The following is a 25002-nucleotide window of genomic DNA, read 5'->3' as shown; positions in this document are numbered from 1 at the left end:
CAATCGTGCGTATCGCGGTCATTGGCGGGGGCCCCGGCGGGCTCTATTTCAGCACCTTCTGGAAGAAGCGCCATCCGGACGCGCAGATCGACCTGTTCGAACAAAACCCGACCGGAGCCACCTGGGGTTTCGGCGTCGTCTTTTCCGATTCCGCACTTGAGTTTTTGCGCGCCGACGATCCCGACACGGTCGAGGAGATCGCACCGAGAATGGAAAGCTGGAAGAACATCACGCTCAATCTGCGAGGCGAGAGCGTCGAGATCGACGGCGTCGGATTTTCAGCGATCGGCCGGCTCGATTTGCTGAAAATCCTGCAAGGACGAGCCGCGTCCGTCGGCGTGACCTTGCATTTCGATACGCAGGCATCGCTCGATCAACTGGCGGGATATGACCTGGTCGTCGCGGCCGACGGCCTCAATTCGCCGGTGCGCCGTGCCTTCGAGGGCGATTTCGGCACATCGCTGTCCTATTCGAGCAACAAATTTGCCTGGTACGGCACTTCGCGGCGTTTCGAGACCCTGTCGCAGACCTTCGTGGCCACCGACCGCGGCAGCTTCAACGCCCATCATTACCGCTATGCGCCCGGCATGAGCACGTTCCTGGTCGAATGCGATCTTGCGACGTGGCAGGCCTACGGCTTCGCCGACAAGACGGTCGAACAATCCAAAGCCATCTGCGAGCTGGTGTTTGCCGACACTCTTGACGGCCATGAACTCGTCTCGAACAAATCGGTGTGGCGGAATTTTCCCTGGGTCTGGAACGAGCGCTGGTTCTTCAAGAATATGGTTCTGCTTGGCGACGCGCTTCATTCAGCGCACTTCTCGATCGGCTCGGGAACGCGGCTTGCGATCGAGGACGCGATCGCGCTCACCAAGGCCCTTGAGGCGGAGCGCAATCTCGATAACGCGCTGTCCCGTTATCAGAGCGAGCGCCAGCCCATTGTGAAAAAGCTGGTGACGGCGGCGCGCGCCAGCGCCGACTGGTACGGCGATTTCGCCGATCACATGAAACTCGACCTGATGGATTTTGCCTACAGCTACATCACCCGCTCAGGCCGGATCGATGATGCGCGCCTGCGCGCGATGGCTCCCGCCTTCATGGCGCGCTACGAAGCGTCGCGAGTGCGTTCGGCCAGCGGGGGCGGGGCATGACGTCAACCGATCGCCGGCAGATCGCCGATCAGGTGCCGGGCGACAGCCCCGGTGCACGCGAAATCGGCTTTTCGATTCCCGAGACCTATAATGCGAGCCGCGTTCTTTTTGACAATCTCGACAAGGGAAACGGCGATCGTCTCGCGCTGACCGGCCCGCTCGGCGAAATGAGCTATGCCGAGTTGTGCGCGGAGGCTTCGCGCTGGGGCCATGGCCTGATCTCGCTAGGGCTCAGACGCGGCGACCGCGTGCTGATGTTTCTGGACGATACGCCGGCTTACCCGGCAGCGTTTTTCGGCGCGGTACGTGCCGGCTTTGTGCCGCTCCTGATCAACACGCTGACGCCGCCGGATCTTCTGCAATTCTATCTCGCCGATTCCGCCGCGACCGTCGCCGTTGCCGATGCGGAATTCTCCGCGCGTTTCGACGCCACCGCCTGCAAGGAGACGGCGCTGCACACGCTCATCGTCGTCAATGGCGAAGCCGGCCACCACGCGGTCCCCAAAACGATGACTGCCGGGGAATGGCTGTCAGGCTTCGCCTCGCATCTCGCCGAGGCAGACACCCATCGCAACGAAATGGCGTTCTGGATGTATTCGTCCGGCTCGACCGGGAGACCCAAGGGCATCGTCCACCTTCAGCATGACATGGCCTATAGCGATCAGGCCTTTGCAAAGAATATTCTGAAGCTCACCCCGGAGGACATCTGCTTTTCCGTGCCGAAGATGTTCTTCGCCTATGGCTTCGGCAATTCCGTCACTTTCCCGTTCTCGGTCGGCGCGGCGACGCTGCTGCTGCCGGGCCAGCCGAAGCCAAGCGCGATTTTCGAGGCGATCGCGCGCTATCGGCCGACCGTCTTCTTCGGGCTGCCCACGCTCTACACCTCGCTGACCAAGGCCGAAGGTGCCGAGGGAGCCGATTTTTCGTCACTGCGCATGGCCGTGTCCGCCGCCGAGGTGTTGTCGGCCGAGGTATTCAACGGCTGGAAGAAATTGACGGGCGTCGAGATCATGGAAGGCCTGGGTTCGACCGAGGTGCTGCACATTTATCTCTCCAACCGCGCCGAAAACAAAAAGCTCGGCGCCGCCGGCCTTCGCGTTCCCGGCTATGACATCGCGCTGAAAAACAGCGATGGCGAGGAGGTGGGCGAGCATGCGGAGGGCATCTTGTGGGTGCGCGGCGATTCCAACACGCCGCTCTACTGGAACCGGCCGGACAAATCGGCCGAGACGATCCGTCAAGGCGGCTGGATCTATACCGGCGATCGCTTTGTCCGCGACGCGGACGGCTTCTATTTCTTCCGCGGCCGCGCCGACGACCTGATCAAGATTTCCGGCCAGTGGGTCTATCCGCTCGAAGTCGAACTCTGCTTGGCCGAGCATCCCGATGTTCGCGAATGCGCCGTCTTCGCCGCCGAGCTGCCGGACCGGCGCATGACGCTCAAGGCCGTGGTCGTCATGAACAGGGCCCCCGGCGATGAGGGCGGCGCGATCAAAGCGCTTCAGGATTTCGTCAAGGCCAGGCTCCTGCCGTACAAATATCCGCGCGAAATCAAATTCGCCCGAGAATTGCCGAAGACCGGCACCGGCAAGATCGACCGCCAGGCGGTGATGCGGATGTAGTGCAGCGTTGGCTGGCGGGCGGCGGCTGTGATTGCCAGCTGCAACCATTTGGCCGGAACGGACTATGGAACCGACGCGGAACCGGCGGGTCCCCCGGCGGGCCGCGATAACTCCAAAAGCGCGGCCGACAAACCCAACATCGACCGCCATATCAGCTTCGGCTATACTTCCCCCAACATAAGCGCATCATCCTTGCCCGGAGGTCAGGCTTGGCCGAACGCAGGGCCGTGACCACCGAGCATCAGTCGTCGAGAAGTATGGAACTGCAGACAGCGATGCACGTCGTTTCAGGCTGCCTGCTTCGCAGAGGTTTCAGGTAAGGCAGCACCATCAAGAGAGTGACCCCATGCGCAAGCCTCTCCTCGCCATCGCAACTCTGGTGATTTCCACCGCAGCTCAAGCCGCCCCTTCTCTTCGGCTTGCACAAAACGATCAGCCGACAGCACCGCCGCCTGCAGTTATTATGACCGAACCCACCGAACAGCCTCAACCGGTACAGCCGAAGCCGGTTGAGGCAGCGAAGTCTGCTGAGGCACCAAAGCCCTTAGAGCCGACAAAGTCAGCCGCCGAGCCGGCGAAGCCCGCCGCGTCCGCGGCCGTTGCGGAAACCAAGCCGCAGCCCAAAAAGGCCAAGTCGCGCCCCGCGCGCCATGAGACCGCCGAACAGAAGGCGCGCCGGATTGCCGCGAAGTTCGGCGTCTATTGGTGAGATCGCTCGCGATTTCCGATTCAATTTTCAAACTGCGGATACGCGTTCGCATTCTCACGGCGGACCTCGCCTTGAGTCTTGCTCAAACGTTGTCCCCAGAAGGAAGCGAGGGCGCAGGGAATGCCGGGGGTGTCAGGCTCACCCGCAGCCTCGCGTGCAAAGATGGAAAGCACACGAGTTAGTCACCACAGGTTCGCCGAAACATTCCGGCATTCCCTGCCCGATGGTTTACGACTTACTCCGTGCTCTCTCCGGCGATCGGGCTCTTTTGTCACCATCCCGGCGTGATGCGAAACATCATCGCCGGTTGACGCCAGCGTCGGGGTATCAGGACGCTACTACTTCGCCGTCCGCCCGTCACATGCGTTCGTCCTGCGCATGGCAAGCGTCCACAACCGCATCTTCCGACCAACGTTCGTGACGATCGCGATACGCCCCTCGTTCAAGGGCGCGGGACGCGCGAAGAAGAACCACTGATTTGCCCGTCGGCGGAAGCGAAATATTTTTCTGTGAAGGACTGGACGGCGAAGGCAAATCGGCCGAACCGATCTTATTGAGCGACTGATGTCTCCGGTTCAAGGACGGAGGCGGTCGTGATCTGTCAGCCCGGTCAAGTCGCATTTTGTCCCGGGGCTGCCCCTTCCGGCGTAATCAATGCGGCGCGTCGACACGTGGGGTGACCCAACGAAAAATGGTCCGACCGAAGGTCCCGGCAAATCCTACGAAAATAACGGCCGTTCCGATATTCCACATCAGGATCATCACCGTGGCGTCCATGGTGTGAAAGAAAGACAGAGCCGTCGCCGTGATCGCCGCGACCGCAAGGCTGCCCATGATGGTGACAGCCGTGGGCCGCAGCGGCGCTGCGTAGCGCAGCATGACCAATAGCGCCAGCGACAGCGGCAAGCTGGTCAGCACGAGAGTTGCAAAACAGCGCGCGGCCTCGCCCATGCCGATACCCTCGGGCCCGATCGAGACCCAATCGGCGAGGCACTGATAGCCGATGTTGGAAAGCCACAGGATCAGCGACGGCAGCGGCAACATCAACCAGAGCCGCGAACGATCCGGGAGGCTGACGAGGAAGGCCGCAACCGCCGCCAGAATGCCGGTCAGCGCGGAGGCCGCCATACAGGACGCGAACGCCGGATCGCGCAAACGCTGCGCGAGATCGGGCCGGATTCCCTGAGCGACGGCAAGCAGCGTGAGGACCATCGCGGCCAGCAGGAGCCAGCCGAAAGCCCTCATCAACGGCGGCCGCAGCCGCCGCACCGGCGTCAAATTTGTGGAAAGTGATGCGATGAGATCGGGTGTCTTGATCATAACTCGTTCCGGCCAAGGAGGATTTTTCGAAGATTCTTCAGGGCGCGATGGGTATTGACCTTGAGCGAGTTGATGGACATTCCGCTTGCGCTCGCCGCGTCCTTCAATGACATCTCCTTCAGTTTCAATAATTCAATGGCCATCTGTTGTGCTGGCGGAAGATCGCTGATGGCCCGTTCCAGCTCTCGCCGGTTCGATTTCCCTTCCATATCCACACCAACGTCCGCGACTGCCTCGTGCTCCGGCTGGAGAGGCGTCTCCCGGCGCTGGTGGCGGCTTCGCCGCCGCAGCCGATCGATCGAGCGCCGCTCGCCAATCGTCGCCAGCCACGGACCGAACGGTCGCGTCGGATCGTAGGTGTGGCGGATGGAATGAATGGTCAGCAGGATGTCCTGCACCGCGTCTTCGATATCGTCGGCGCTGCGATGCCTTCGCGCGGCGAGCGAGCGCAAGTAGGGCGTGATCTCCTGCAAAAGCCGCTGATAGGCGGCGCCGTCGCCATCCTGGGCGCGCGCCATGAGAATGGCCCAGTCCAGGTCACGGTTGGGCGGGCTGGTGCTGACATCGATGCGCTCGCCGCCCGCGACGAGTTTCAGCACCGGCGTCTGGCTGCCACGATCGCCGCTCATCGAGAAAAGGCTCCAGAAGACTTGCGGCCGATCGCATCGCACGCACGCGTCACGAGGTAATCGAGCGACAGCCGGCCGGGTCCGAGCGCGACGAGCGCGATCGCCATGGCCGCCCATGGCAGATGAAAGTTTGCCCAGCCGTCGGGCACGACGAGTTGAATAACGCCGACCATTATCAGAATCGCAAATGCGCTGAACCGCGTCGCAAGCCCCGCGACGAGTAGCACGGGCAGCACGATCTCGACGAGACCATCGAGCCAGGCGACGGCAAGCGGAAACGGAAAGTCATAGGCGCGGCCGAATAGATGCAGCTTGAATTCGTCTTCGAAAAGATAGGCAGCGGCCGGAGACAGCGTCAGCAAGCCATTCCACTTGGTCAGTCCGGACCTGAAGAAGGGCACCGCCAGCGCGATCCTCAACACCGGGGGCGCAGCGACAAAGGCCAGCCGGGGCAGCCCACCGACGATTGCTCGCACAGCGTTTTCCGCCAGGCATGTGAGCACACTCATCTTCACCTCGCCGCGCCTGCAAGATCATAACCGGTGAGCGCGCCGGCCTTTATGAGGTCGAAAAGATTGCCGGCGAGGTCGAAGCCGGAGTTGACCATCAGGGCAGCCTCCAGAGCCTTGAGAACCGGCCTTTTCTCGATCAGCGCTTCGGTGAATTCCGCGCTGCCCTTCGGAATCAGCCGCACCTCGACCTCGCTTCCCGGACGAAGCACCAGCGTGTTCTCGCCGAGCGACAGATCGACCGGCGCCGGCGCGCCGCCTTCGATGTTCATCTGCCATATCGTGAGCGCCGGAAAACGCGAGCGGACGACGCGAAGCGACGGGTGAACGGCAAGTCGCATCGTTGGCAGCCTGTCCGGCCTGATCGCGCTGAATTCGCACGGATCGATCGGTATCGCCTCGCGCGCGTGATAGGACTCGGACCAGGCGCGCTCGATGCGCGCGACATCCACGAGGTAGGGCAGCGTCGCGGCGGGCTCGAACCGGGCGATGAAATCCGCAAAGCCCGCGCCATAGTCGAGCATGACCGGCGAACGGGGCGGGTTCTTCACGACATAGGCGCGTGCCATGGCAAAAAAGAAATCTGCGCCGACAATGCGATGAACCGCCGGGAACGCCGCCCGCAGCGTCTCGACCAGGCCGGCCACGATGTTGTTGCGATAGACGGCAAAGCGTCTCGCGCTGGTCACGCCGTCCGGCCCGACCAGACCGGCCGGGGTCGGCCGTCCCGGGTCGAGCAACGCCGCCGCGAATTCGTGCTGTAATTCGCAAAGCTGCATGTCAGGCAGCCTCCGATCCGACAAAACGCATGACCGCTTCGGCGCGCTCGGCTTCCCGCTTGAGATCAGGCCATGCCGGTACGTCCTTATCCCACTCGATGAGCGTCGGCACTGCACCCGTGCGCCTGACGGCGCGGGCAAAAAGAAACCAGACAATTTCGGCGACCGGACGGTCATGAGTATCGATCAGCAGCCGCCGGCCCTTTTCGTCAGCCTCACTGGTGTAGCCCGCGAGATGAATTTCCCGGACGTGCTGAAGCGGAAAACCCTCAAGATATGCAACCGGGTCCCACTGCTGATTGGTGCAAGCGATGTAAACGTTGTTGACGTCGAGAAGCAGGCCACATCCCGTGCGTCGCACGACCTCCGCGATGAAATCGGTTTCGGAATAGCTGCTTTCGGCGAAGGCCACGTAGGTCGATGGATTTTCGAGCAGCATCTGGCGGCCAAGCGCCGCCTGCACCTCGTCGATATGATCAGCGACGCGGACCAGTGAGGCGTTGGTGTAGGGGATGGGCAACAGGTCGTTGAAGAAGCTTGCACCGTGCGACGACCACGCAAGGTGCTCGGAGAACAGCCCCGGCCGATAGCGATCGATCAACTGGGCAAGGCGCTGTAGATGATCCCGATCGAGCGGCCGGTCCGCGCCGATCGACAGTCCGACGCCGTGGAGCGACAGGCGGTATCGCTCTCGGATCGCCGACAGATAGCGATGCGGGGGGCCACCGGCGCCCATGTAATTCTCGGCATGAACCTCGAAGAAGCCGACGTCGGGCAGCGTTTCGATGATCGTGCGATAGTGCTCGGCCTTGAGGCCGACGCCACCCCGCGGTGGAACGCGATCCTGCGATTGTGAAGGGGGAAACGGCACGGCGGACTCCGCAAAGTGCAGGAAACGGAGCGGGCGCGCGGCCCGCCCCGTCATCGGCGGTCAGGCCTTGGGCGTGAGGCTGCCGTGACCGTTCGGCGTGTTCATGGTGGTGCAGGTGCCCTTCGGCTCGAGCTTGAATGCATTGCCCTGATAGTCCGCATGGCTCGTTCCGGCGCAGGTCGTTCCCGCTCCGGCATAGCAATCGTTCTGTCCCTTGAGCGCGACGCCGAAGCACTTCTCCATCTTGCCGCCCGCCATCGCCTTCATGGTCATGGCCTGCTTCTCTTTCATCATCTTTTCCATGTCGCCTTTGCTCATTTGCGCCGCGGCGGACGTGGCGGCCAGCGATCCAAAAGCGACTGCGAACGCGCCGCCGACCATTGCGGAAAGCGTAGGATTGGACATTCAAATTCCTCCGGTGTTCGGGTTTAAACCATGCGAAGCGCAGGGTCAGCAGTCGGGCAAGCCACTTGCCCCGCCTGACAAGCCGTTCGCTGCGATGGAGAAAAAGGTTACGCCGTGCCGTTCGGCGAGCGGCGACATCATCTGTCGCGGAAGTAGTCGATCAGGTCGCTGGCGGACGCCGACGACCAATCCGCAGCGCCTTGCATGTATCCGACGATCAATCCCGAAGCCGACACGAGATAGCTGATCGGCATCCCGTAAAGCGCAAACGGCGCATTCCTGCGGTTCTCGCCGTCGAAAGATGCGACGTATCCGTTCGGATCGAAAAAAAGCGGCAGGCTTCGCAGCCGAAGCGCTTTCGCGAAGCGCTCCACCATGAACCGGTCGCCTCGGTCCTCGGACACGGCGAGGACCTGGACGCTGCCACGCCAGACATTTTCGAGTTGCTGCTCCAGCATTGGCAGTTCGGCTCGACAGGCCGCGCACCAGGAGGCCCAGAAGTTAAGCAACACCGGTTTGCCGCGAAGCGAATTCAAATCAAGCGTTCCGCCCTGGAGACGAAACAGGCGGATCGGCGGCAATTCCGGCTGCGGCCGCAAGATGGTGAATTGATATCGGCCGGAATGAAACACGGGCATGTCGGCGTCTTCGGGCATTGCTGCCGACGCGTATCGCTTTGGGCTGGCCAACGCGGCGGCCAGCCCGGCGAGGCCAAGTTGCCGCCGTGTCCACATCAGGCCTCGATCTCTTCGATCTGCAGGGATGGCGACGCTGGTGAAACTGCCGGACGAAAGGCTATGAATGGCAATAGCGGATTCGGCAACCAGTACATCCATCCCATGAAGGGCTCGCGCGTTCCGTCGGGCAGCCGCAGGTCAAGCCAGACATAGAGGAACTTGTAGATGCAAAGCCCGGGTACCCAGCTCGACCGCAGCGACTTCGTTTTCAGGCATTTCCGGCTGATATAGTAGTTGCCTTCAAACGGCATGATGCCCCAGACGCCGAGCGGCCCTTCGGCGATGACCTCGCCGCTTGGCCAGTGCGTGATACGGATCGACCGCGGCGAAGCCTTTGTCATGTTGCGCGCCGTTCGCCTTTCTTCCTGATCCGTTCCATGGTTCGTCGGAACGGGGCAAAAGTTACCGGCGCGGCGGTACTAGCCCCGCGAAAATCCGTCTGGAATCGGCGGCAATCCCTCCGGTGTCGTCGGAGCGTCGTCCAGTTTGCCGCCCGCCAGTACCGCATCCTGGCTGAACACCCTTGCCGGCAAGTCGCGAGCCTTCTCGCGACCGTCAGGCTTCGGCGAGATCACCGGGTTGCTCTTGAGATATTGGCTGAGCGCCTCATGAATCGAGAACGGGAGTATCTCCGCGTCGTGGGTATTGCGATGGCGGCAAATGACGTCGACCGGCTCTCCCTCCCGTTCACAGCCCGCGATCGTATAGTGTCCGTCATCGGCAATGTCCTTGTTTCCAACCTTGATCGAGATGACGCGATGACCGTGCTCGGCATGGGCGTCGAAGACGATGTCCATGCCTGAGGCCCTCGGGCCCCAGCCACCATTGAGTTTCATCGGTGACTTGGAATAGACCATCTCGAGCTCGTCTTCCCAGTAATCTCTCAATTCCTTGCCGGTCACCCAACCCTTCTTCATTCGCGCATCCATGGGCAGGATGTTCCACAGAGCAGCTTCCGTGATGCTCAAATTGACTGGCACACCGAACCTGAATCCATTCGTGAGCCCGATATCTGCCCCGCTCACCGCCTTGATCGCATCCGAAACGAAGTCGTCTGCCGAAGTTTCGAGCACGTCGTAGCGCATGAGAACGGTGTCAGTCTTGCCGAGTTCGCGAGCCATGCGCTCGCGATGAGGTTTCAGCGAGGCATCGACCAGACTTTTCACCGCCGGGTCTTCGGCATATCTGTTCGCAAGAACCGGGATGAGCTGGAATTCGTGCGCGGCGATTCCGCCGCCCGGCTTCAAAACCAGATCGAGCCGGCCGAGCCACGAGCCGAAAGCCCCTGGTTCGACGACGAGCACGTTGCCTTCGATGATCGGCCGGGACGTACGCTCGTGTGTGTGGCCGGAGAGGATAACGTCAAATTCAGGCATCTTCCGCGCAATGCTTCGTGCGATGGTCAGGCCGGTATGCGTCAGCGCGACGACGAGGTCAGGCTTTTCTCGTGCGCGCAAATCCTGAACATATTCGCGGAGGCCCGCCATCCTGCTGGTGTCCATGCCGCGCCATTCGTCAGGGGGTTGGCGCTTGCTCGCACCGATGTCGGTGATGCCGACGACGGCCATCCTGACGCCGTTTCGTTCGAGAATGACCGACGCAGGATAGAGACGTTTGCCGGTATCCGTGTCGGTCAGATTGTAGCAGACCACCGGGCAGCCGAGCTTGGCCATGGTGTCTTTGAAGATTTCCGGCCCATACGCCGGCTCCCAATTTCCAGGCGTAAAAACATCAAGCCCCATTGCCTTCAATGGTTCTAGAATCGCGGCGCCCTTCGACCATGCGGCCGGGCCCGAGCCCTGGAAATCGTCGCCTCCGTCGAGAACGAAGTAGGGAACCTTCCCTCGTGACTTTTCAAGATCGATCGCGGTCTTGAGGCGCGCAAAGCCGCCCATCATCTGGAACTGAGGTACAGCTCCCGGGAGATAATCGAGATGGGTTTCGAGTTGCGCGTGCGAATCCGTGAAATGCAGCAGGGTCACGCGCTTGCCCTGACGCACGTCCAGGTTCTGGGCTTTTGTGGCAGGCGTAAAGCTCAGGGCCAGTGCGGCAGCGCTTGCTGTGGTCAGCAGATGACGGCGGGTGATTGTCTTTGGCATTTTTTCTCCGCTTTGTGTGATTGCAGCGAATGTGCCGGCAGCTGTCTCGCCGCCATTGGCGAGCTGAGGCCGCTCGGTGCGCGTTCGTCGCTACCGTCCAGTGCCACTTCGGAGGCGGCCATTGGCACGGAGACGACAGTGGATGACTTCTTCTCTTGCTCCTGATATTTTTCCGGCTCGATGCTCGACGCTCAGTCCGAGAATGATCGGCCTTCGATATCCGTCACGACTATTTTGAACGGCTTTGCTCCATCCATGCGATCAGCCGGCATGGACAAGTGGATTGTCGCCGCGGCGCCCATTTCGGCGCTGAGGCCGTATCGGCCCGGCTTGATCTGATTGTACGAATAATCGTTCTGAATCGCTTCCTTGGGCAGGTGAGAGAGTTGATCTGCATTCCAGACTTCGACCTTCTTCCCGGTCGAATCCTGAAGCGTCACCTCCATGACATGCGCCGGCGCTTCCGGCGTGCCGCCATCGAGGTAAAGGTGGAAGCCTACCGACCCATCAGCAGTGACGTTCAGGCCGTCCAGTGAGAAATGATGTTTGCTCGGACTGGTCGGTCCCGCGTGGAACGGCGTGAATACCGATCCGCGGTAATAGTTATAGGTCCCCACGTTGAAGACCACGGTGAGAGCAAACACGGCCACGCTGAGCTTCAGAAACGCGGGTCCGGAAAGCGGCAGCGGCAGGCTGCCGCATGCCCAGCGAAACCAGAAACGGCTGGCAAGCCAGGGCCTGCGTGCCAGCAGGACATTGTCCAGGCTGTAGACGCCGGCGCCAGCCAGCACCAGCGTCATCCCCATCGCCAGATTGCAGGCCGCCATCGTCCACTCGTCGATGCAGGTTGCGCCCTGCCAGCCGAACATGAGCATCAGGACAATCGAAAAGCAGACACTGCCGAGCGCGGACAGCCGGGTCAAAAAGCCGGCCATCAAGCCGAGACCGCACAACAGCTCAAGCGCGCTGAAGACGATGAGGCCGGCATAGAGCGCCACGAAATGCTGGAGCAGCCAGGAGATGATGTGACCCGTCCCAAGAATCGCGCCGGGCATCGCCGACTGGGACTTGTTGGCCATCCAGTGTGGTGCCGAGGGATCAAGCTTCGCCGGCGCGTAGATAAAGCGCCTCGACCCGCCACCCCAATAGATGAAGCCCTGGATGAAGCGGACGGAGAGCAGCGACAAGGCCAGCATCCGCCAATTGGCCTTCTCATCGATCGTGATCGCCCGGAGCGAAGGACGAGCTAATTCATTCATGGCTGGGCTCCTCCCCGGCGTAGGGCTTGAAACCATAGCGCGCAAAGATGCGCATGGCCTCGGGCGAGCGAATGAAGTCGAGCCATGCTTTTGCGCCGTCCGGATTGTTGGCTCCGTTCACCGTGGCTCCGGCGTAAATGGCGGTCGCATTCTGTTCGGCGGGAATGTCGATATGCGCGATCGGATTGCCGATCTGCTCCTGAAAGATCGCCTCCGACTGCCACGTCACGCCGGCTTGCGCACTTTGCTGCATCAGGAACAGCGGCGTCTGCCGATGGTGTATGCGGGTGAGCTTGGTGGTGCCGTCGCGGACCTTGTCGCCGTAAACGGCGTCGGCCAATTTCGGACCGCCGGTCTTTGCCAGAGCAAGCTTGATCTGCCTGGCGATCCCCTCGTATTCCGGGTTCGGCATCGCGAGACGAATGTCCGGCCGACCGAGATCGGCCAGATCATGGACGTTGCCGGGATTGCCTCGCGGAACCATGATGGTGAGGGTGTTGGTAACATAGGGCACCGGAGGGCCCGTGAGCGTCCCGTCCTTCACCAGTTCGCGGATCTTGCGCAGCCCTGCGAGATACGCATCTGGCTTGATCTGCCAGGTCATGTTGCCGGAGGTGACCCGCCCGCCGTGTTTAATCTGATCAACGAGAAGGCCCGGCGGAAGCGTCTCCCAGTAAATGCGTCCGCGATAGTCGGGGTGTTGCTCTTCGAAGGCCCGCACCAACGGCGCCATGGCGAAGTAATAATTGCCGCCGACAAACAGGACCAGGCGGGAGTTCGTCAGGTCACCGTGAAAATCGGCAAGACTGTCGATCCCGGGGACGGTAAAATCCAGGCCGCGATCGATCGCATCATTGTTTTCGCCATGTTGCCATGGCGGGTCGATACTCGCGCGATCAGGCGGCTGGGCAGACGCTGCCGTCGCAAAGAGCGATCCGGCGGCAACAAATCCAGCTGCAATATTGGCGGCAACGGGCAGCTTTTTGCCTTTGTGAAGCATCTGACGCCTCACTTGATGTAGAAAAATCCGGCGCGCTGCAGCTCGGGTATGGTTGCCACCGCTCCAGGGCTTAGTACCGCCCGTGGAATCAAGTGGTTGGTCAGTTCGGCCGCCAGCGCATCCTGCGCAAGGTGGTCAGGATTGATATCGGCCTTGATCAGCTTGCCCGCCACTTCCCATATCGCATTATGACAGCCGAGAAACACCACGCCACGGCGCTGAAGAGCAGGGATCGAGTTGGCGGCGGCGGAATAGGCTCCCTTCGGATCTTCATAGTCGGTCGACGTTGGCGTGGATGAGGCCTCGATCAGCGCGTTGTTCTTCATCTTCCCCTTGGTCATTTCTGCCAGGCGGTATTTGTCCCACATCGCCTGATCAAACAGCGCAAGATGGGCCGACCCGTGCGTTGCGGAGACCACGAGGAAATCCGGGTGCCTAAACGACCAAACCTGTGCGTTCAAGGAATTGCGCATCAGGTTGAGCCATGGACCGTCGATCTCGGTCTGGTCCCAGACCTGCTTCGGCTCACCTCGATAGTTCTTGAGCAACTCGATCGCGTCGGCATCCCATTGCGAGCGCTCATTGAGGATCATCGGGACGGTCTTGTAATCCCGGTGGGCAGTTGTGCGCGTCAGCTCCATCATCAAGGATTTGAGCAGCCTGCCTTCATCCGAGGGCGCTCCGGCTTCCACAGCACCGGCGGCACCGACCGACAGCGCACCGGCACCTGTCGCCATGCCTATGGTCTTCAGTACTGTCCTTCGATCCGTTTCGACTTTCATGGGCACCTCCGCGCGCAAAACTTCTTCAATGCCGGCATTCGCGTCGCGTCCGGCAGGCCTCCGCGGCTCCCGCCGCACTGCGCCACGTCGCTCGCCGCGATAGCGGCGGAGGTCATCTCGTAGCGGGCCACTTCCGCGATCTGAGTGTGCGAGAGCAGGCAAGCTGTTCGCTGCCAAAAACCGCTCGTCATTATGTGATCACGCATATTGAAACAATCGCCGCGGAATTCGTTGTCGACAGTGCAAACCACTAAACCAACGCGATCGTTCCAGAGATCAACTGAACGTTCTGACAAATCAACTAAACGTGCGAGTTCAATATATGGAATCACATATCGAGCTTCGGCAGCCGCTTTCCGGGCTGCCGGTGCGGCCGCCGGTGATCGGGGAGAGGGCGCCGCCGTTTCGAACCCGCAGTACAATGGGCGAGCGCAAACTCGAGGATTTTCGAGGCCGCTGGATCGTGTTGTTCTCGCATCCAGCGGATTTCACCCCCGTATGTACCAGCGAGTTCATTGCCTTTTCGCGTGCCTATGATCGGTTCAAGGCGCTGGACTGCGAACTGCTGGGGCTGTCGGTCGACAGCCTGTCATCACATCTCGCCTGGGCGCGCGACATCGAAGTTCGCTTCGGAATCAGAGTGCCGTTTCCCATGCTTGAGGACCCCTCAATGGCGATCGCGCGCGCCTACGGAATGTTGCCGCCTGAGGCCAGATCGAGCGCCACCGTGCGGACCACGTTCGTCATCGATCCGGAGGGAATGATACGCGCAACGATCACCTATCCCATGACGGTTGGACGGAACGTGGAGGAAATTTTACGTCTGCTCGAGGCGTTGCGCGTCACCGATCGCTCAAACGTCCTGACTCCGGAGGGCTGGCGCCCGGGCAATCAGATCCTCGTGCCGCCGCCGCTGACCTTTGGGGGAGCCGACCAACCTCATCATGAGGACAAGTCCGGCGATTGGTACTATCGGCTCGGGAACCTGTGACATGCTGAAAAAGTCCGAACTTCGTCCCACCGTCAAAGGGTTCTACGACAGGCGCACCGGGAGCATCCAATACGTGGCAGCCTGCCCGGTCACCCGACGCTGCGCAATCATCGATCCGGTGCTGGATTTCGACGAGAAGTCGGGAGCGACGGCAACACGCAACGCCGACGCGATTCTCGCTTATGTCCGGGACAACGACATGACCGTTGAGTGGATTCTGGACACCCATCCGCACGCCGACCATTTTTCCGCCGCGCAATACCTGAAGGGTAAAGTGGCGGCGCCCACCGCCATCGGTGAACGGGTTGTGAAAGTGCAAGAGCTATGGAAGCGCATTTACAACTTTCCGGATCTGCCGGTCGATGGCTCGCAGTGGGACCGAACCTTCGCGGACGGCGACACGTTTACGGTCGGCGATCTGACCGGCCGGGTCATGTTTTCACCCGGTCACACGCTGGCTTCGATCACTTACGTGATTGGTGACGCCGCGTTCGTCCACGATACGCTCTTTATGCCGGACTCGGGCACCGCCCGCGCCGACTTTCCGGGCGGCGATGCGGCCATGTTGTGGCAATCGATCCAGAATATCCTCTCGTTACCCGCGGAGACGCGTGTCTTCACCGGCCACGATTACCGGCCTGGAGGCCGCAAGGCGTTATGGGAGAGTACAGTTGCCGAGCAGATCGCGTCGAACATCCATATGAAGTGCAAGAGCGAGGACGAGTTCGTCCGGTTCCGACATGCGAAAGACGCCTCGCTGCCGATGCCAAAACTCATCCTGCACGCCTTGCAGGTGAACATCCGCGGAGGGCAACTGCCCGAACCCGAAGCCAACGGCCGCCGCTATCTGAAATTCCCGCTGGATGCGCTCGAAGGAGCCGCATGGGAATGACGGCGAAGGCGTTGTCCGAAGACGAGTTCAAGCGCGCATCCGAGCTGATGAAGATCCTGTCGCATCCAACGCGGCTGCGTCTCGCGTTGCATCTGGCAGGCGGAGAGTCGTCGGTCGCCGAAATGGAGCGCGTGCTCGAGATCCGCCAACCAAGCCTGTCGCAGCACCTTGGCGAACTGCGCGAGGCGGCCCTCGTGACGACCAGGCGCGAGCACAAGCTGGTCTTCTACACACTCACGGACGCTTCAGCGATCCATCTCCTGGAGATGATCCCGGCCATCATTCGCGGAAGGGCGATTCCTCCGCAGTTGCATCGTCGGGATTCGCTGCAACAGGTCCGGCACGGCGGTGCCGCGATGTTCGCCCTCGTGGAAGATGCCTCGTGAATGCGGCGGCGCGCCAGCGATCCAACCCGTCGATGGCAAAACCCGATCGCTAACTACCTCGGGCACCAGGAAGATCCAGCAAAAGTGCGCTGCACCGAGTTGTGGCCCGATCAGTTTAAAGTTCTGGCGTTGGGTGCCGTCGTGCGTCTTACGCGGCTGCTTTCCCCGCAGCTGGAGCGCGCGAGGGGATGGAGAGAAGGTCGGTTGCAAAATCAATTGGGTCCGTGCTCCGCTCCTGCGGCCGCACCGTCCTCGGTGATCCTGAGGGTGCCGAACGTCCACGCAACAACCCATTTGCGGACGCTCGCCTGCACAAGCCCGATCATAATATCGTGCTCATCCATGCCGCTTTCGCGAAGCCACTGAACGACCTCTCGCGTTTGAATATCGACGCCCGGCCGACAGCCATGTGCGGCCATGGCGCGAACTAGCCGCAGACTCTCGTCCAATTGAACCTCAAGATGATCTCTGGAGCCAAATCGGTTCAGGCGAGACTCGCACCAGCGTTCGCGCCACTCACCCGGCACGAAGTGGCAGATTCGTTGGACGCGTTCTGTTCAAATTTGAACATACGAGTTGCGAACGAATGCAAGAACCCCAGCCCGGGACGTAAAGCTCCCGCGGGTGAGAATGGGTCTGGAATCAGGCGGTTGCGCGCGATCGCCGCCGCGGCCGAGATAGCACGGGGCCGGGCCAAATCCAGCAAGGGGGACGCAATCGAGAGACTTGCTAACGCCGCAACGATTTATCCAAATGACGCAGCTTGCCGGCTACTCACCTGGCTTGCCTCCCGCAAGCAGTGCCGTGATCAGTGGCACCGTGAAGCGGAGATCGTGTGCATCCGGCGATCGCCAAGCACGTGCGCCATGAAACCTGGGCTGCGGAAGATTTTCGCAAACGCCTCGTCGCGGATGCTCAGGCCCCCGGCATAGGCGCCGAAGGCCGGCATCACCGCGCGCTCGCCGTCGCTGGCAAAACAACGCCGTTCCAGCCAGCGCGCCCGCGTCGCGACCCGCGCCTTGGGATGCAGGTGGCCGGCGATTTCGCCCATTGCCCCCGTCGGCTCATGGCGGAACACGATCGGACCGATCGCGACTTCGCTCGCGATGGCGCCGCCGAGATCGGACGGCAACGCCGGATCGTGATTGCCGGAAATCCAGATCCAGTCGCGCCGCGCCTGCAGTGCAGCGATCGCTTCGCGATTCGCCGTCGACAAACGCTGATGGGCGGTGCGGTCGTGAAAGCTGTCGCCCAATGCGATCACGGTTTTCGGATCGAAGCGGGCAACCACCGACGCGAGCCGGCCCAGCGTCGCGAGCGTATCATACGGCGGCAGAAGGACGCCGCGTGCCGCAAAGCTCGATCCCTTTTCGAGATGAAGATCGGACACCACCAGCAGGCTTTGCTCTTGCCAGAACAGCGCGCCGGACAGATCGGCGGAGAACGTCACGCCAGCCACAGTCATTGAAGATCGCGTGGCCAGTTCAATGGAGGTCCTCGTCATGGCCGGGCTTGACGACGTTGATAGGTCTCTATCCACCCGATGTATCCCTATCCCGTCGCCTCTTTGACCAGTTCCTCGGCGGCTTCCGCCAGAAGTTCGTCGGACGCCTCGCCATAGACGGCCTCACGGCCGATTTCGAGCATCACCGGCACTGCCAGCGGCGAAACGCGGTCGAGTTCCCGGTGGGTGATTCGTCCCTTGATTCGCGTCAGCATATCACCCAATCGCCGGAGATCGAGCAAGCCCGCGGCCGCATCGGCGCGAGCGGCGCGCAGCAGTACATGATCGGCCTGGTGTTTGCGCAGCACGTCGTAAATCAGATCGGTCGAGAACAGCACCTGGCGGCGGGTTTTCTCCTCGTCGGTAAAGCGCCGCGCGATCAGGCCGGAAATCAGCGCGCAGGTACGAAAGGTGCGCTTCATCAGCGCCGATTCGTCAAGCCACGCTTCGAGATCATCGCCCAGCATGTCCGGATCGAACAGCGCGTTCAGATCGAGCTTGCCCTGGCGGATCATGAACGAGGCATCGCCGAGACCCCAGATCGCCAGCGCGTATTCATTGGCGACAAAGCCGAGCGGCCGCGCCCGCGCTCGCTCCAGCCGCCGCGTCAGCAGCATGCCGAGCGTTTGATGCGCGAGCCGTCCCTCGAACGGATAGCAGACCAGGTAATGCTTGTTGCCGCGCGGAAATGTCTCGACCACCAGCTCGCGCGTCTCCGGCACACGCGAAAAATGCGCCTGCAGCGACAGCCATTCGCGCACCTGTTCGGGCAGGCCCTTCCATGCCCGTTTGTCGGCGAGAAGGTTGCGCACCCGTTCGGCGAGATAGGTCGACAGCGGAAACTTGCCGCCCATATAGGACGGTACTTTCGGATCGCTATCGTTCGCGCGCGAGACGTAGACCTGGTCTTCGGCGAGCACCTCGTAGCGCACCACCTCGCCACCGAACACAAAGGTATCGCCGACCGACAATCCCTCGATGAAATATTCCTCGATCTCGCCGAGCAGGCGGCCGCCGCGCGCGATCGCGCCGGTCGAACCCGATCCGCTGCCGCGCGAACGCACCAGTCGCACTTTCAGCATCGCCTCCTCGACGATGGTTCCGACATTGAGGCGATAGCTCTGTCGCACCTTGGGGTTCGCGACGCGCCAGCGACCATTCTTGTCCTGCTTGATGCGCGCAAATCGCTCGTAGGTCTTCAGCGCGTAGCCGCCGGTCGCGACGAAGTCGACCACGTCGTCGAAATCGACGCGGCTCAGTTCCGCATACGGCGCGGCCGTGCGGACTTCGTCGTAAAGCCGATCGGCCAGGAACGCTTCGCCGCAGGCGCAGCCCAAGACATGCTGCGCCAGCACGTCCAGCGCACCGGTGCGGAGCGGCGGCGTATCCTGCGCATTCTCAGCCACGGCATCGATTGCAACGCGGCATTCCAGCACCTCGAAACGATTGGCCGGCACCAGAACCGCGCGCGAAGGTTCGTCGAGACGGTGATTGGCGCGGCCGATCCGCTGCATCAGCCGCGAGGCGCCCTTGGGCGCACCGACATTGATGACGAGATCGACGTCCCCCCAGTCGACGCCGAGATCGAGTGAGGAGGTACAGACCACGCCGCGCAATTTCCCCTTGGTCATCGCGTCCTCGACCTTGCGGCGTTGCGCCACGTCGAGCGAGCCGTGATGCAGTGCGACCGCGAGCCCTTCGTCGTTGATCCGCCACAGGTCCTGGAAAAGCATCTCGGCCTGGGCGCGGGTGTTGACAAAGACAAGCGTGGTCTTGTTGCGCTTGATGAGTTCATAGATTTCGCCGAGCGCGTGGCGCGCGGTATGGCCGGCCCAGGGCAGGCGTTCGCGCGTATCCAGCATTTCGACCTGAGGCGCGGCGGCGCCGCCGGCGACGACAATGTCGGCGGATTGCTGCCTGCCGTCGCGTTGCGGCACCAGAAATCGCGACAGCTGCTCCGGCTCGGCGACGGTCGCCGAAAGCCCTATGGCGCGGACCTGCGGCGCAAGCCGCCACAGCCGCGCCAATCCGAGCGATAGCAGATCGCCCCGTTTCGAGGTCACCAGCGCATGCAACTCGTCGAGCACGATGCGCTTCAGCGACGAAAACAGAAACGGCGCATCATCCGACGACAACAGCAGCGCGAGTTGCTCGGGCGTGGTGAGCAGAATATCCGGCGGATAGCGCCGCTGCCGCTGCCGCCGCGACATTGGCGTGTCGCCGGTGCGGGTTTCGACCTTGATCGGCAGACCAATTTCGGCGATCGGCGTTTCCAGGTTGCGGGCGATATCAACCGCGAGCGCCTTCAACGGCGAGATGTAGAGCGTATGCAGACCCCGGCTGCGCGTCACGCTGCGCCCGGTGGACGCGAAAGTGCCGCCTGCAGACAGTTCGACGAGCGTCGGCAGGAAACCCGCCAGCGTCTTGCCGGCGCCGGTCGGAGCGATCAGCAGCGCCGAGCGGTCCTCGCGTGCTTTTTCCAGCAGCGCCAGCTGATGCGCCCGCGGCGACCATCCGCGTAAGGCAAACCAGCGCAGAAAATTCACCGGCAGCAGCGCATCGGTCAACAGATCTGGTTGGGCTGACGTTTCCACTTCAGATCACGATTTCGCCGCAACGACGACGAGACCGGGAACCGGATTGTTGTTCTCGTTGCGGAACGACTGTTCCTCGATCTGCGACAGTTCAAGACCGGCGGCTGCGAGCGAGGCGCGGACATATGGCACGCCGTGGGCATAGCGCAGGCCCGAGCCAAGGATGACGCCCTCACCGCTATTGCGCTCCAGCGTGAATGCCGCAAGGCCGCCGGCGGCAAGTACTCGGCGGATTTCCGTCAGCACGGGAACGAGATCGGCAACATAGACCATGGCATCAGCGGCGAGCACGAGGTCGGCGCAGGCGTCGGGCTTCGTTCGCAAGCCCTCGAGCATGTCGCCTACCTCAAGCTCGGCATAAAGGCGGGTCTGCCTCGCTTGCCCGATCATGCCCGGCGACAGGTCGATGCCGGTGAAATGATCGACCTCCCTGGCAAAGGCCGACGCGGCAAGGCCAGTGCCGCAGCCGAGATCGATGGCACGCTTGAAGAAGGCAGGCTTCCGTACCGCGTGGCGCGCCGCCAGGACCGCCTTGAACAGCAGCGAGGGTCCGCGATAGCCGAGATCGTCGATCAATGCGCGGTCGAAGCGCGGCGCGTATTGATCGAACAGCGTCCGCACATAGGCCGGCGGCATCGCCGACAGTTCTTCAGCCCCCAGGTGCATCAGTTTCAGACTGGCGCCATGGGGGTCGGCGGCATCGGCATCGCGCGCCCTCCGAAAGGCGGCGATCGCCGCGTCCTGCTGGCCGAGTTGCTGACGAATTTCGCCCAGCGTAAACCAGGCAGAGACGAACCCGGGGGCAAGCTCGATCGCCTGCTCCAACACCTCGGCCGCGGCGACGAGGTCGTCCTTGAGTTGCAGGTCGCGTGCGAATTCGTAGCGGCGGTCGGCAATCAGATCGCCGGAGGACAGAAACAGGCGCGCGGGCATCTTAAGGGCCGATATCCATTGCAAGCCGGACTCGAATGAGTTCCGGATCAGCCTATATAAACGACATGCGCCCGCAAGACATCCTGACGCCGCAACCGGCCGGCCTGTGCTGCAAGCCAGGCGGTTTCCATATCGATCCGGTGCGGCCGGTCGAACGCGCCCTGATTACCCATGGTCATTCCGACCATGCCCGGGCCGGCCACGGCGCGGTGCTCGCCACGCAAGAGACGCTCGACATGATGCGGCTGCGCTACGGCGAGAATTTCGCGCGCTCGACGCAGGCGGTCGCCTATGGCGAGGAGCTGCGGCTCGGCGATGTCGCGGTCAAGTTCCATCCCGCCGGGCACGTCCTCGGCTCGGCGCAGATCGCGGTGACAAGCGGCAACACGAAAATCGTCGCCTCCGGCGATTACAAGGATGCGCCGGATCCAACCTGCATGCCGTTCGAGGTCGTGCCCTGCGATATCTTCATCACCGAAGCGACGTTCGGATTGCCGGTGTTCCGCCATGGCGATGCGGCTGACGAAGTCAGGAAGCTGCTTGCCTCGCTAACACTGTTTCCGGAGCGCGCGCATCTGGTTGGAGCCTATTCGCTCGGCAAGGCGCAGCGCGTGATCGCATTGTTGCGCGCAGCCGGTTTCGACGCGCCGATCTATCTGCACGGCGCGATGGAAAAGATCACCCGCTATTACCAAAGCCGCGGCGTCGATCTTGGCGAACTCCGCGCCGTCAAAGGCATGAAGAAGGCCGAGCTCGCCGGCACCATCACGCTCGCGCCGCCATCGGCGACGTCCGATATCTGGACGCGGCGATTTCCCGACCCGGTCACAGCCTTTGCCTCGGGCTGGATGCGCGTACGGGCCCGCGCCCGCCAGGGCGGCGTCGAGCTGCCGCTGGTGATCTCCGATCACGCCGACTGGGACGGCCTGACGGCAACGATCAAGGCCACCGGCGCGCGCGAGATCTGGGTCACCCATGGCCAGGAAGACGCGCTGGTGCATTGGTGCAAGATGCAGGGGCTCGCAGCCCGCCCGCTTGATCTCGTCGGCTATGGCGACGAGGACAGCGGCGAAGGCGACGTGGCCTCGAGCGACGCCGAGGACGCATGAACCGTTTCGCCGAACTGCTCGACCGCCTCGCCTATGAGCCCGGCCGCAACAACAAGCTGCGCCTGATCACGAATTACTTTCGCTCTGTCGAGGATCCCGACCGCGGCTATGCGCTCGCGGCGCTCACCGGCGCGCTGTCGTTCAAGCACGCCAAGCCGGGCCTGATCCGCGATCTGATCGCCGAACGCACCGATCCCATGCTGTTTGCCTTGTCCTATGACTATGTCGGCGACCTCTCGGAAACGGTGGCGCTGATGTGGCCGAGACAATCCGATCAGCCTCTCCACAACAATCCGCCGCCGCCGACGCTGACCGAGGTCGTCACGACACTGCGCACACTCGGCAAGACCGAAATTCCGAAACAGCTTTCGCGGTGGCTCGACGATCTCGACGAGACCGGCCGCTGGGCGCTGCTGAAACTCGTGACCGGCGCGATGCGGATCGGCATTTCCGCCCGGCTCGCCAAGACAGCGGCAGCGGCGCTCGGCGACAAGGATGCTCACGAGGTCGAACTGCTCTGGCCGGGCCTCGCCCCGCCCTATCTCAATCTGTTCGCCTGGCTGGAAGGCTGCGGCGAAAAGCCGGTCAATCGCGATCCGGCGCCGTTCCGCCCGGTGATGCTGGCGCATGCGGTCGAAGAAGCCGATTTTGCCACTCTCGATCCTGCCGACTATGCCGCCGAATGGAAGTGGGACGGGATTCGCGTCCAGGCCGTCAGCGGCCGCGGCCCCCAAAGCCACATCGTCAGCCGGCTTTATTCGCGAACCGGCGAAGACATCAGCAAAAGCTTTCCGGACTTGTTGCCATCGCTGCATCTGCCCGGAGCCATCGACGGCGAGTTGCTGGTGTTGCGCCAGGGCCGCGTGCAGAGTTTCAACGTGCTGCAACAGCGCCTCAACCGCAAGGTCGTCTCGCCCAAGCTGATCAAGGATTATCCGATCCACTTGCGCGCCTACGATCTGCTGGCCGACGACGAGACCGACCTGCGCGATCTCACCTTTGCGGAACGGCGCGAGCGGCTTCTGGCCTTCATCGCACGACTTGGCGATCCCAGAGTGGACCTCTCACCGACAATCGCCTTCGACAGCTGGGAGGCGCTGGCCGCGGCACGGCGCGAGCCGGCGAGCGCGGGCGCCGGTGCGGACGCCGAAGCGGTGGAAGGCGTGATGCTCAAGCGCCGCGATGCGCTCTATCTGCCCGGACGCCCCAAGGGCCAATGGTGGAAGTGGAAGCGCGATCCGTACATCGTCGATGCCGTGCTGATGTATGCGCAACGCGGTCACGGCAAACGCTCGTCTTTCTATTCCGATTACACTTTCGGGGTCTGGACCGGTGACGACGGCGATGCGCAGCTCGTACCGGTCGGCAAGGCCTATTTCGGCTTTACCGACGAGGAGCTCCTGCAAATCGACCGCTTCGTCCGCCGCAACACCACCGAGAAATTCGGTCCCGTCCGGCAGGTGGTGCATGAGCCCGACCAGGGGCTGGTGCTGGAAGTCGCGTTCGAAGGGCTCCAACGTTCGACGCGGCATAAATCCGGCGTGGCGATGCGGTTTCCGCGGATCAACCGCCTGCGCTGGGACAAGCCGCCGCGCGAAGCCGACCGGCTGGAGACGCTGGAGCGGCTATTGAAAAGCGAAGCATCGGAGTCCGCGGAAGCCGCCCCGGACTGACAAACTGCCATAGAAAGAGCGGAAAACGTGTTCCCACCCTTGCCGGTCATGCCTTAGAATGAAGTCGGCAGCCTGCGGGAGACCATTTGATGCCGAACGACACGAGAGAATTGCCGGCGAGTAATAATGATGCCGTGTACCGCTTCCTGGGCGGCTCGCCTTTGGCCGTGGCGTTTAGGCTGATTCTGCTCTCGATCCTGGTCGGGATCGTGCTGGCGGCAATCGGTTTCGATCCCTGGAATATCCTGCACAGCATCCAACTGTTGTTTCGCCGGATCTGGGATCTCGGCTTCGACGCCGTCAACTGGCTGTGGCGCTATTTCCTGCTCGGCGCGGTCGTCGTGGTCCCGGTCTGGCTGTTGACCCGGCTGTTCGGTGCGCCGCGCGGGCGCTAACGAGCGCAGCATGCGTGCGCCGTTCGGAGAGCTTGCGATCGTTGCTGCCGGCTGAAGGATCAAGCGATGCAATTGCGTTTCATCGGCTGCGGCGACGCGTTCGGCTCCGGCGGCAGGTTCAACACCTGCTTTCACAACACCGGCGAACGCGTCAACTTCCTGATCGATTGCGGGGCGTCGTCGCTGCCGGCGCTGAAAAGCCAGGACATTGTCCGCAACGATATCGAGCTCGTCCTGATCACGCATTTTCATGGCGATCACTTTGGCGGCCTGCCGTTTCTGCTGCTCGATGCGCAGTTTTCCCGCCGAACGCGCCCTCTGACGATCGCAGGTCCCGAAGGCATCGAGATGCGGCTTGGCCAGGTGATGGAGGCGCTGTTCGAAAATTCGTCGCAAACCAAGCGGCGCTTTGATCTCAAGGTCGTTTCGCTCTCGCCCGAGGCGACCGTTCGCCTGGGAGAGGTGAGCGTCACGCCGTTTCCGGTGGAGCATGGGCAATCCGGTGGTCCATTCCTCGGTTACCGGATCGAGGCGGAAGAGCGCATCATCGCCTATACGGCCGATACCGAATGGACCGAGACGCTGATTTCGCTGGGCCGTGATGCCGACCTCTTCATCGCCGAGGCCTACACCTTCGACAGGCCGGTCAAGAA

General features: G+C 62.2%; 25 protein-coding genes and 1 pseudogene. 10 read left to right on the top strand and 16 right to left on the bottom strand.

Annotation, left to right across the window (positions count from 1 at the left end; genetic code table 11):
* Positions 1-5: 5 nt before the first annotated feature.
* From NEZ08_RS00130 to NEZ08_RS00120, 3 genes are all read left to right on the top strand, one after another.
* Entirely contained in the window at positions 6-1151 is a 1146-nt protein-coding gene (locus NEZ08_RS00130; protein WP_298101642.1) for an FAD-dependent monooxygenase, read from the top strand.
* Positions 1148-2773: a benzoate-CoA ligase family protein gene (locus NEZ08_RS00125; protein ID WP_298101639.1), complete on the top strand. Its 1626-nt coding sequence runs from the start codon at positions 1148-1150 to the stop codon at positions 2771-2773. Before NEZ08_RS00130 ends, NEZ08_RS00125 begins: the two co-directional genes overlap by 4 nt.
* A 463-nt stretch (positions 2774-3236) precedes the next feature.
* Positions 3237-3482: a hypothetical protein gene (locus NEZ08_RS00120; RefSeq protein WP_298101637.1), complete on the top strand. Its 246-nt coding sequence runs from the start codon at positions 3237-3239 to the stop codon at positions 3480-3482.
* Between the two features lie 651 nt (positions 3483-4133).
* On the opposite strand, the gene NEZ08_RS00115 is transcribed toward NEZ08_RS00120, so the two are convergent.
* The 12 genes from NEZ08_RS00115 to NEZ08_RS00060 form a co-directional block, all read right to left on the bottom strand.
* Entirely contained in the window at positions 4134-4802 is a 669-nt protein-coding gene (locus NEZ08_RS00115; RefSeq protein WP_298101634.1) for a DUF1109 domain-containing protein, read from the bottom strand.
* The gene (locus NEZ08_RS00110; RefSeq protein WP_298101632.1) at positions 4799-5431 is read right to left on the bottom strand and encodes a sigma-70 family RNA polymerase sigma factor; all 633 of its coding nucleotides are present in this window, start codon (positions 5429-5431) and stop codon (positions 4799-4801) included. Before NEZ08_RS00110 ends, NEZ08_RS00115 begins: the two co-directional genes overlap by 4 nt.
* Positions 5428-5940 carry a DoxX family protein gene (locus tag NEZ08_RS00105; protein ID WP_298101630.1) on the bottom strand — a complete coding sequence of 171 codons (513 nt, stop codon included), beginning with the start codon at positions 5938-5940 and terminating at the stop codon, positions 5428-5430. The genes NEZ08_RS00110 and NEZ08_RS00105 overlap by 4 nt, the downstream gene beginning before the upstream one ends.
* A 2-nt stretch (positions 5941-5942) precedes the next feature.
* The gene (locus NEZ08_RS00100) at positions 5943-6719 is read right to left on the bottom strand and encodes a DUF2063 domain-containing protein (RefSeq protein WP_298101627.1); all 777 of its coding nucleotides are present in this window, start codon (positions 6717-6719) and stop codon (positions 5943-5945) included.
* A gap of 1 nt (position 6720) precedes the next feature.
* On the bottom strand, positions 6721-7590 hold the full coding sequence (locus NEZ08_RS00095; RefSeq protein ID WP_298101625.1) for a DUF692 domain-containing protein: 870 nt from the start codon (positions 7588-7590) through the stop codon (positions 6721-6723).
* 60 nt (positions 7591-7650) lie between these two features.
* Positions 7651-7995 carry a DUF2282 domain-containing protein gene (locus NEZ08_RS00090; RefSeq protein WP_298101623.1) on the bottom strand — a complete coding sequence of 115 codons (345 nt, stop codon included), beginning with the start codon at positions 7993-7995 and terminating at the stop codon, positions 7651-7653.
* Between the two features lie 137 nt (positions 7996-8132).
* Positions 8133-8633 carry a TlpA disulfide reductase family protein gene (locus NEZ08_RS00085; protein WP_298101619.1) on the bottom strand — a complete coding sequence of 167 codons (501 nt, stop codon included), beginning with the start codon at positions 8631-8633 and terminating at the stop codon, positions 8133-8135.
* Positions 8634-8728: 95 nt separating this feature from the next.
* Complete coding sequence (locus tag NEZ08_RS00080) at positions 8729-9073, bottom strand: hypothetical protein (RefSeq protein ID WP_298101616.1); 345 nt, start codon at positions 9071-9073, stop codon at positions 8729-8731.
* Positions 9074-9151: 78 nt separating this feature from the next.
* Positions 9152-10831, bottom strand: a complete 1680-nt coding sequence (locus NEZ08_RS00075) for a bifunctional metallophosphatase/5'-nucleotidase (RefSeq protein WP_298101613.1) — start codon at positions 10829-10831, stop codon at positions 9152-9154.
* 191 nt (positions 10832-11022) lie between these two features.
* On the bottom strand, positions 11023-12090 hold the full coding sequence (locus NEZ08_RS00070; protein WP_298101611.1) for a TQO small subunit DoxD: 1068 nt from the start codon (positions 12088-12090) through the stop codon (positions 11023-11025).
* The gene (locus NEZ08_RS00065) at positions 12083-13090 is read right to left on the bottom strand and encodes a substrate-binding domain-containing protein (protein ID WP_298101608.1); all 1008 of its coding nucleotides are present in this window, start codon (positions 13088-13090) and stop codon (positions 12083-12085) included. Before NEZ08_RS00065 ends, NEZ08_RS00070 begins: the two co-directional genes overlap by 8 nt.
* An 8-nt stretch (positions 13091-13098) precedes the next feature.
* On the bottom strand, positions 13099-13890 hold the full coding sequence (locus NEZ08_RS00060) for a transcriptional initiation protein Tat (protein WP_298101605.1): 792 nt from the start codon (positions 13888-13890) through the stop codon (positions 13099-13101).
* A 304-nt stretch (positions 13891-14194) separates the two neighbouring features.
* On the opposite strand from NEZ08_RS00060, the gene NEZ08_RS00055 reads away from it, so the two are divergent.
* From NEZ08_RS00055 to NEZ08_RS00045, 3 genes and pseudogenes are all read left to right on the top strand, one after another.
* Positions 14195-14863 carry a peroxiredoxin gene (locus NEZ08_RS00055; RefSeq protein WP_298101603.1) on the top strand — a complete coding sequence of 223 codons (669 nt, stop codon included), beginning with the start codon at positions 14195-14197 and terminating at the stop codon, positions 14861-14863.
* A gap of 4 nt (positions 14864-14867) precedes the next feature.
* A pseudogene (locus NEZ08_RS00050) lies at positions 14868-15755 on the top strand (MBL fold metallo-hydrolase); the annotation flags it as partial.
* Positions 15752-16141, top strand: a complete 390-nt coding sequence (locus tag NEZ08_RS00045; protein ID WP_298101600.1) for a helix-turn-helix transcriptional regulator — start codon at positions 15752-15754, stop codon at positions 16139-16141. The pseudogene NEZ08_RS00050 and the gene NEZ08_RS00045, both read left to right, overlap by 4 nt.
* Positions 16142-16353: 212 nt before the next feature.
* Here the strand turns inward: NEZ08_RS00045 and NEZ08_RS00040 are convergent, their stop codons facing one another.
* From NEZ08_RS00040 to NEZ08_RS00025, 4 genes are all read right to left on the bottom strand, one after another.
* Positions 16354-16485: a hypothetical protein gene (locus NEZ08_RS00040; protein ID WP_298101598.1), complete on the bottom strand. Its 132-nt coding sequence runs from the start codon at positions 16483-16485 to the stop codon at positions 16354-16356.
* A 464-nt stretch (positions 16486-16949) separates the two neighbouring features.
* Positions 16950-17606: a ligase-associated DNA damage response endonuclease PdeM gene (pdeM, locus tag NEZ08_RS00035; protein ID WP_367278351.1), complete on the bottom strand. Its 657-nt coding sequence runs from the start codon at positions 17604-17606 to the stop codon at positions 16950-16952.
* Positions 17607-17692: 86 nt separating this feature from the next.
* Complete coding sequence (locus NEZ08_RS00030) at positions 17693-20215, bottom strand: ligase-associated DNA damage response DEXH box helicase (protein WP_298101711.1); 2523 nt, start codon at positions 20213-20215, stop codon at positions 17693-17695.
* Between the two features lie 30 nt (positions 20216-20245).
* Positions 20246-21172 carry a methyltransferase domain-containing protein gene (locus tag NEZ08_RS00025; RefSeq protein WP_298101592.1) on the bottom strand — a complete coding sequence of 309 codons (927 nt, stop codon included), beginning with the start codon at positions 21170-21172 and terminating at the stop codon, positions 20246-20248.
* 65 nt (positions 21173-21237) lie between these two features.
* Here NEZ08_RS00025 and NEZ08_RS00020 point away from each other — a divergent pair, with 65 nt between their 5' ends.
* From NEZ08_RS00020 to NEZ08_RS00005, 4 genes are all read left to right on the top strand, one after another.
* Positions 21238-22281, top strand: coding sequence for a ligase-associated DNA damage response exonuclease (locus NEZ08_RS00020; RefSeq protein WP_298101708.1), 1044 nt, complete (start codon positions 21238-21240; stop codon positions 22279-22281).
* On the top strand, positions 22278-23954 hold the full coding sequence (locus NEZ08_RS00015) for a cisplatin damage response ATP-dependent DNA ligase (protein ID WP_298101590.1): 1677 nt from the start codon (positions 22278-22280) through the stop codon (positions 23952-23954). The genes NEZ08_RS00020 and NEZ08_RS00015 overlap by 4 nt, the downstream gene beginning before the upstream one ends.
* An 89-nt stretch (positions 23955-24043) precedes the next feature.
* A complete protein-coding gene (locus NEZ08_RS00010) occupies positions 24044-24349 on the top strand; it encodes a DUF6460 domain-containing protein (protein ID WP_298101588.1) in 306 nt (101 codons plus the stop codon).
* A 66-nt stretch (positions 24350-24415) separates the two neighbouring features.
* Positions 24416-25002, top strand: a 587-nt coding sequence (locus NEZ08_RS00005; protein ID WP_298101585.1) for an MBL fold metallo-hydrolase, incomplete at its 3' end; no start/stop codon positions are given.

It is taken from the genome of Bradyrhizobium sp., assembly GCF_027451485.1.
Taxonomy (GTDB): Bacteria; Pseudomonadota; Alphaproteobacteria; order Rhizobiales; family Xanthobacteraceae; genus Bradyrhizobium.
The sequence above is the reverse complement of the archived record's forward strand: the minus strand, read 5'-3'. Positions and strand labels throughout refer to the sequence as shown.

What these genes read in the sequence shown, in the direction of transcription:
- NEZ08_RS00125 (WP_298101639.1), top strand. Translation starts at nt 1,148, where the DNA reads ATGACGTCAACCGATCGCCGGCAGATCGCCGATCAGGTGCCGGGCGAC.
- NEZ08_RS00120 (WP_298101637.1), top strand. Translation starts at nt 3,237, where the DNA reads ATGACCGAACCCACCGAACAGCCTCAACCGGTACAGCCGAAGCCGGTT.
- NEZ08_RS00115 (WP_298101634.1), bottom strand. Translation starts at nt 4,802, where the DNA reads ATGATCAAGACACCCGATCTCATCGCATCACTTTCCACAAATTTGACG.
- NEZ08_RS00110 (WP_298101632.1), bottom strand. Translation starts at nt 5,431, where the DNA reads ATGAGCGGCGATCGTGGCAGCCAGACGCCGGTGCTGAAACTCGTCGCG.
- NEZ08_RS00105 (WP_298101630.1), bottom strand. Translation starts at nt 5,940, where the DNA reads ATGAGTGTGCTCACATGCCTGGCGGAAAACGCTGTGCGAGCAATCGTC.
- NEZ08_RS00100 (WP_298101627.1), bottom strand. Translation starts at nt 6,719, where the DNA reads ATGCAGCTTTGCGAATTACAGCACGAATTCGCGGCGGCGTTGCTCGAC.
- NEZ08_RS00090 (WP_298101623.1), bottom strand. Translation starts at nt 7,995, where the DNA reads ATGTCCAATCCTACGCTTTCCGCAATGGTCGGCGGCGCGTTCGCAGTC.
- NEZ08_RS00085 (WP_298101619.1), bottom strand. Translation starts at nt 8,633, where the DNA reads ATGCCCGTGTTTCATTCCGGCCGATATCAATTCACCATCTTGCGGCCG.
- NEZ08_RS00080 (WP_298101616.1), bottom strand. Translation starts at nt 9,073, where the DNA reads ATGACAAAGGCTTCGCCGCGGTCGATCCGTATCACGCACTGGCCAAGC.
- NEZ08_RS00075 (WP_298101613.1), bottom strand. Translation starts at nt 10,831, where the DNA reads ATGCCAAAGACAATCACCCGCCGTCATCTGCTGACCACAGCAAGCGCT.
- NEZ08_RS00070 (WP_298101611.1), bottom strand. Translation starts at nt 12,090, where the DNA reads ATGAATGAATTAGCTCGTCCTTCGCTCCGGGCGATCACGATCGATGAG.
- NEZ08_RS00065 (WP_298101608.1), bottom strand. Translation starts at nt 13,090, where the DNA reads ATGCTTCACAAAGGCAAAAAGCTGCCCGTTGCCGCCAATATTGCAGCT.
- NEZ08_RS00055 (WP_298101603.1), top strand. Translation starts at nt 14,195, where the DNA reads ATGGAATCACATATCGAGCTTCGGCAGCCGCTTTCCGGGCTGCCGGTG.
- NEZ08_RS00045 (WP_298101600.1), top strand. Translation starts at nt 15,752, where the DNA reads ATGACGGCGAAGGCGTTGTCCGAAGACGAGTTCAAGCGCGCATCCGAG.
- NEZ08_RS00040 (WP_298101598.1), bottom strand. Translation starts at nt 16,485, where the DNA reads ATGGATGAGCACGATATTATGATCGGGCTTGTGCAGGCGAGCGTCCGC.
- pdeM (WP_367278351.1), bottom strand. Translation starts at nt 17,606, where the DNA reads ATGACTGTGGCTGGCGTGACGTTCTCCGCCGATCTGTCCGGCGCGCTG.
- NEZ08_RS00025 (WP_298101592.1), bottom strand. Translation starts at nt 21,172, where the DNA reads ATGCCCGCGCGCCTGTTTCTGTCCTCCGGCGATCTGATTGCCGACCGC.
- NEZ08_RS00020 (WP_298101708.1), top strand. Translation starts at nt 21,238, where the DNA reads ATGCGCCCGCAAGACATCCTGACGCCGCAACCGGCCGGCCTGTGCTGC.
- NEZ08_RS00015 (WP_298101590.1), top strand. Translation starts at nt 22,278, where the DNA reads ATGAACCGTTTCGCCGAACTGCTCGACCGCCTCGCCTATGAGCCCGGC.
- NEZ08_RS00010 (WP_298101588.1), top strand. Translation starts at nt 24,044, where the DNA reads ATGCCGAACGACACGAGAGAATTGCCGGCGAGTAATAATGATGCCGTG.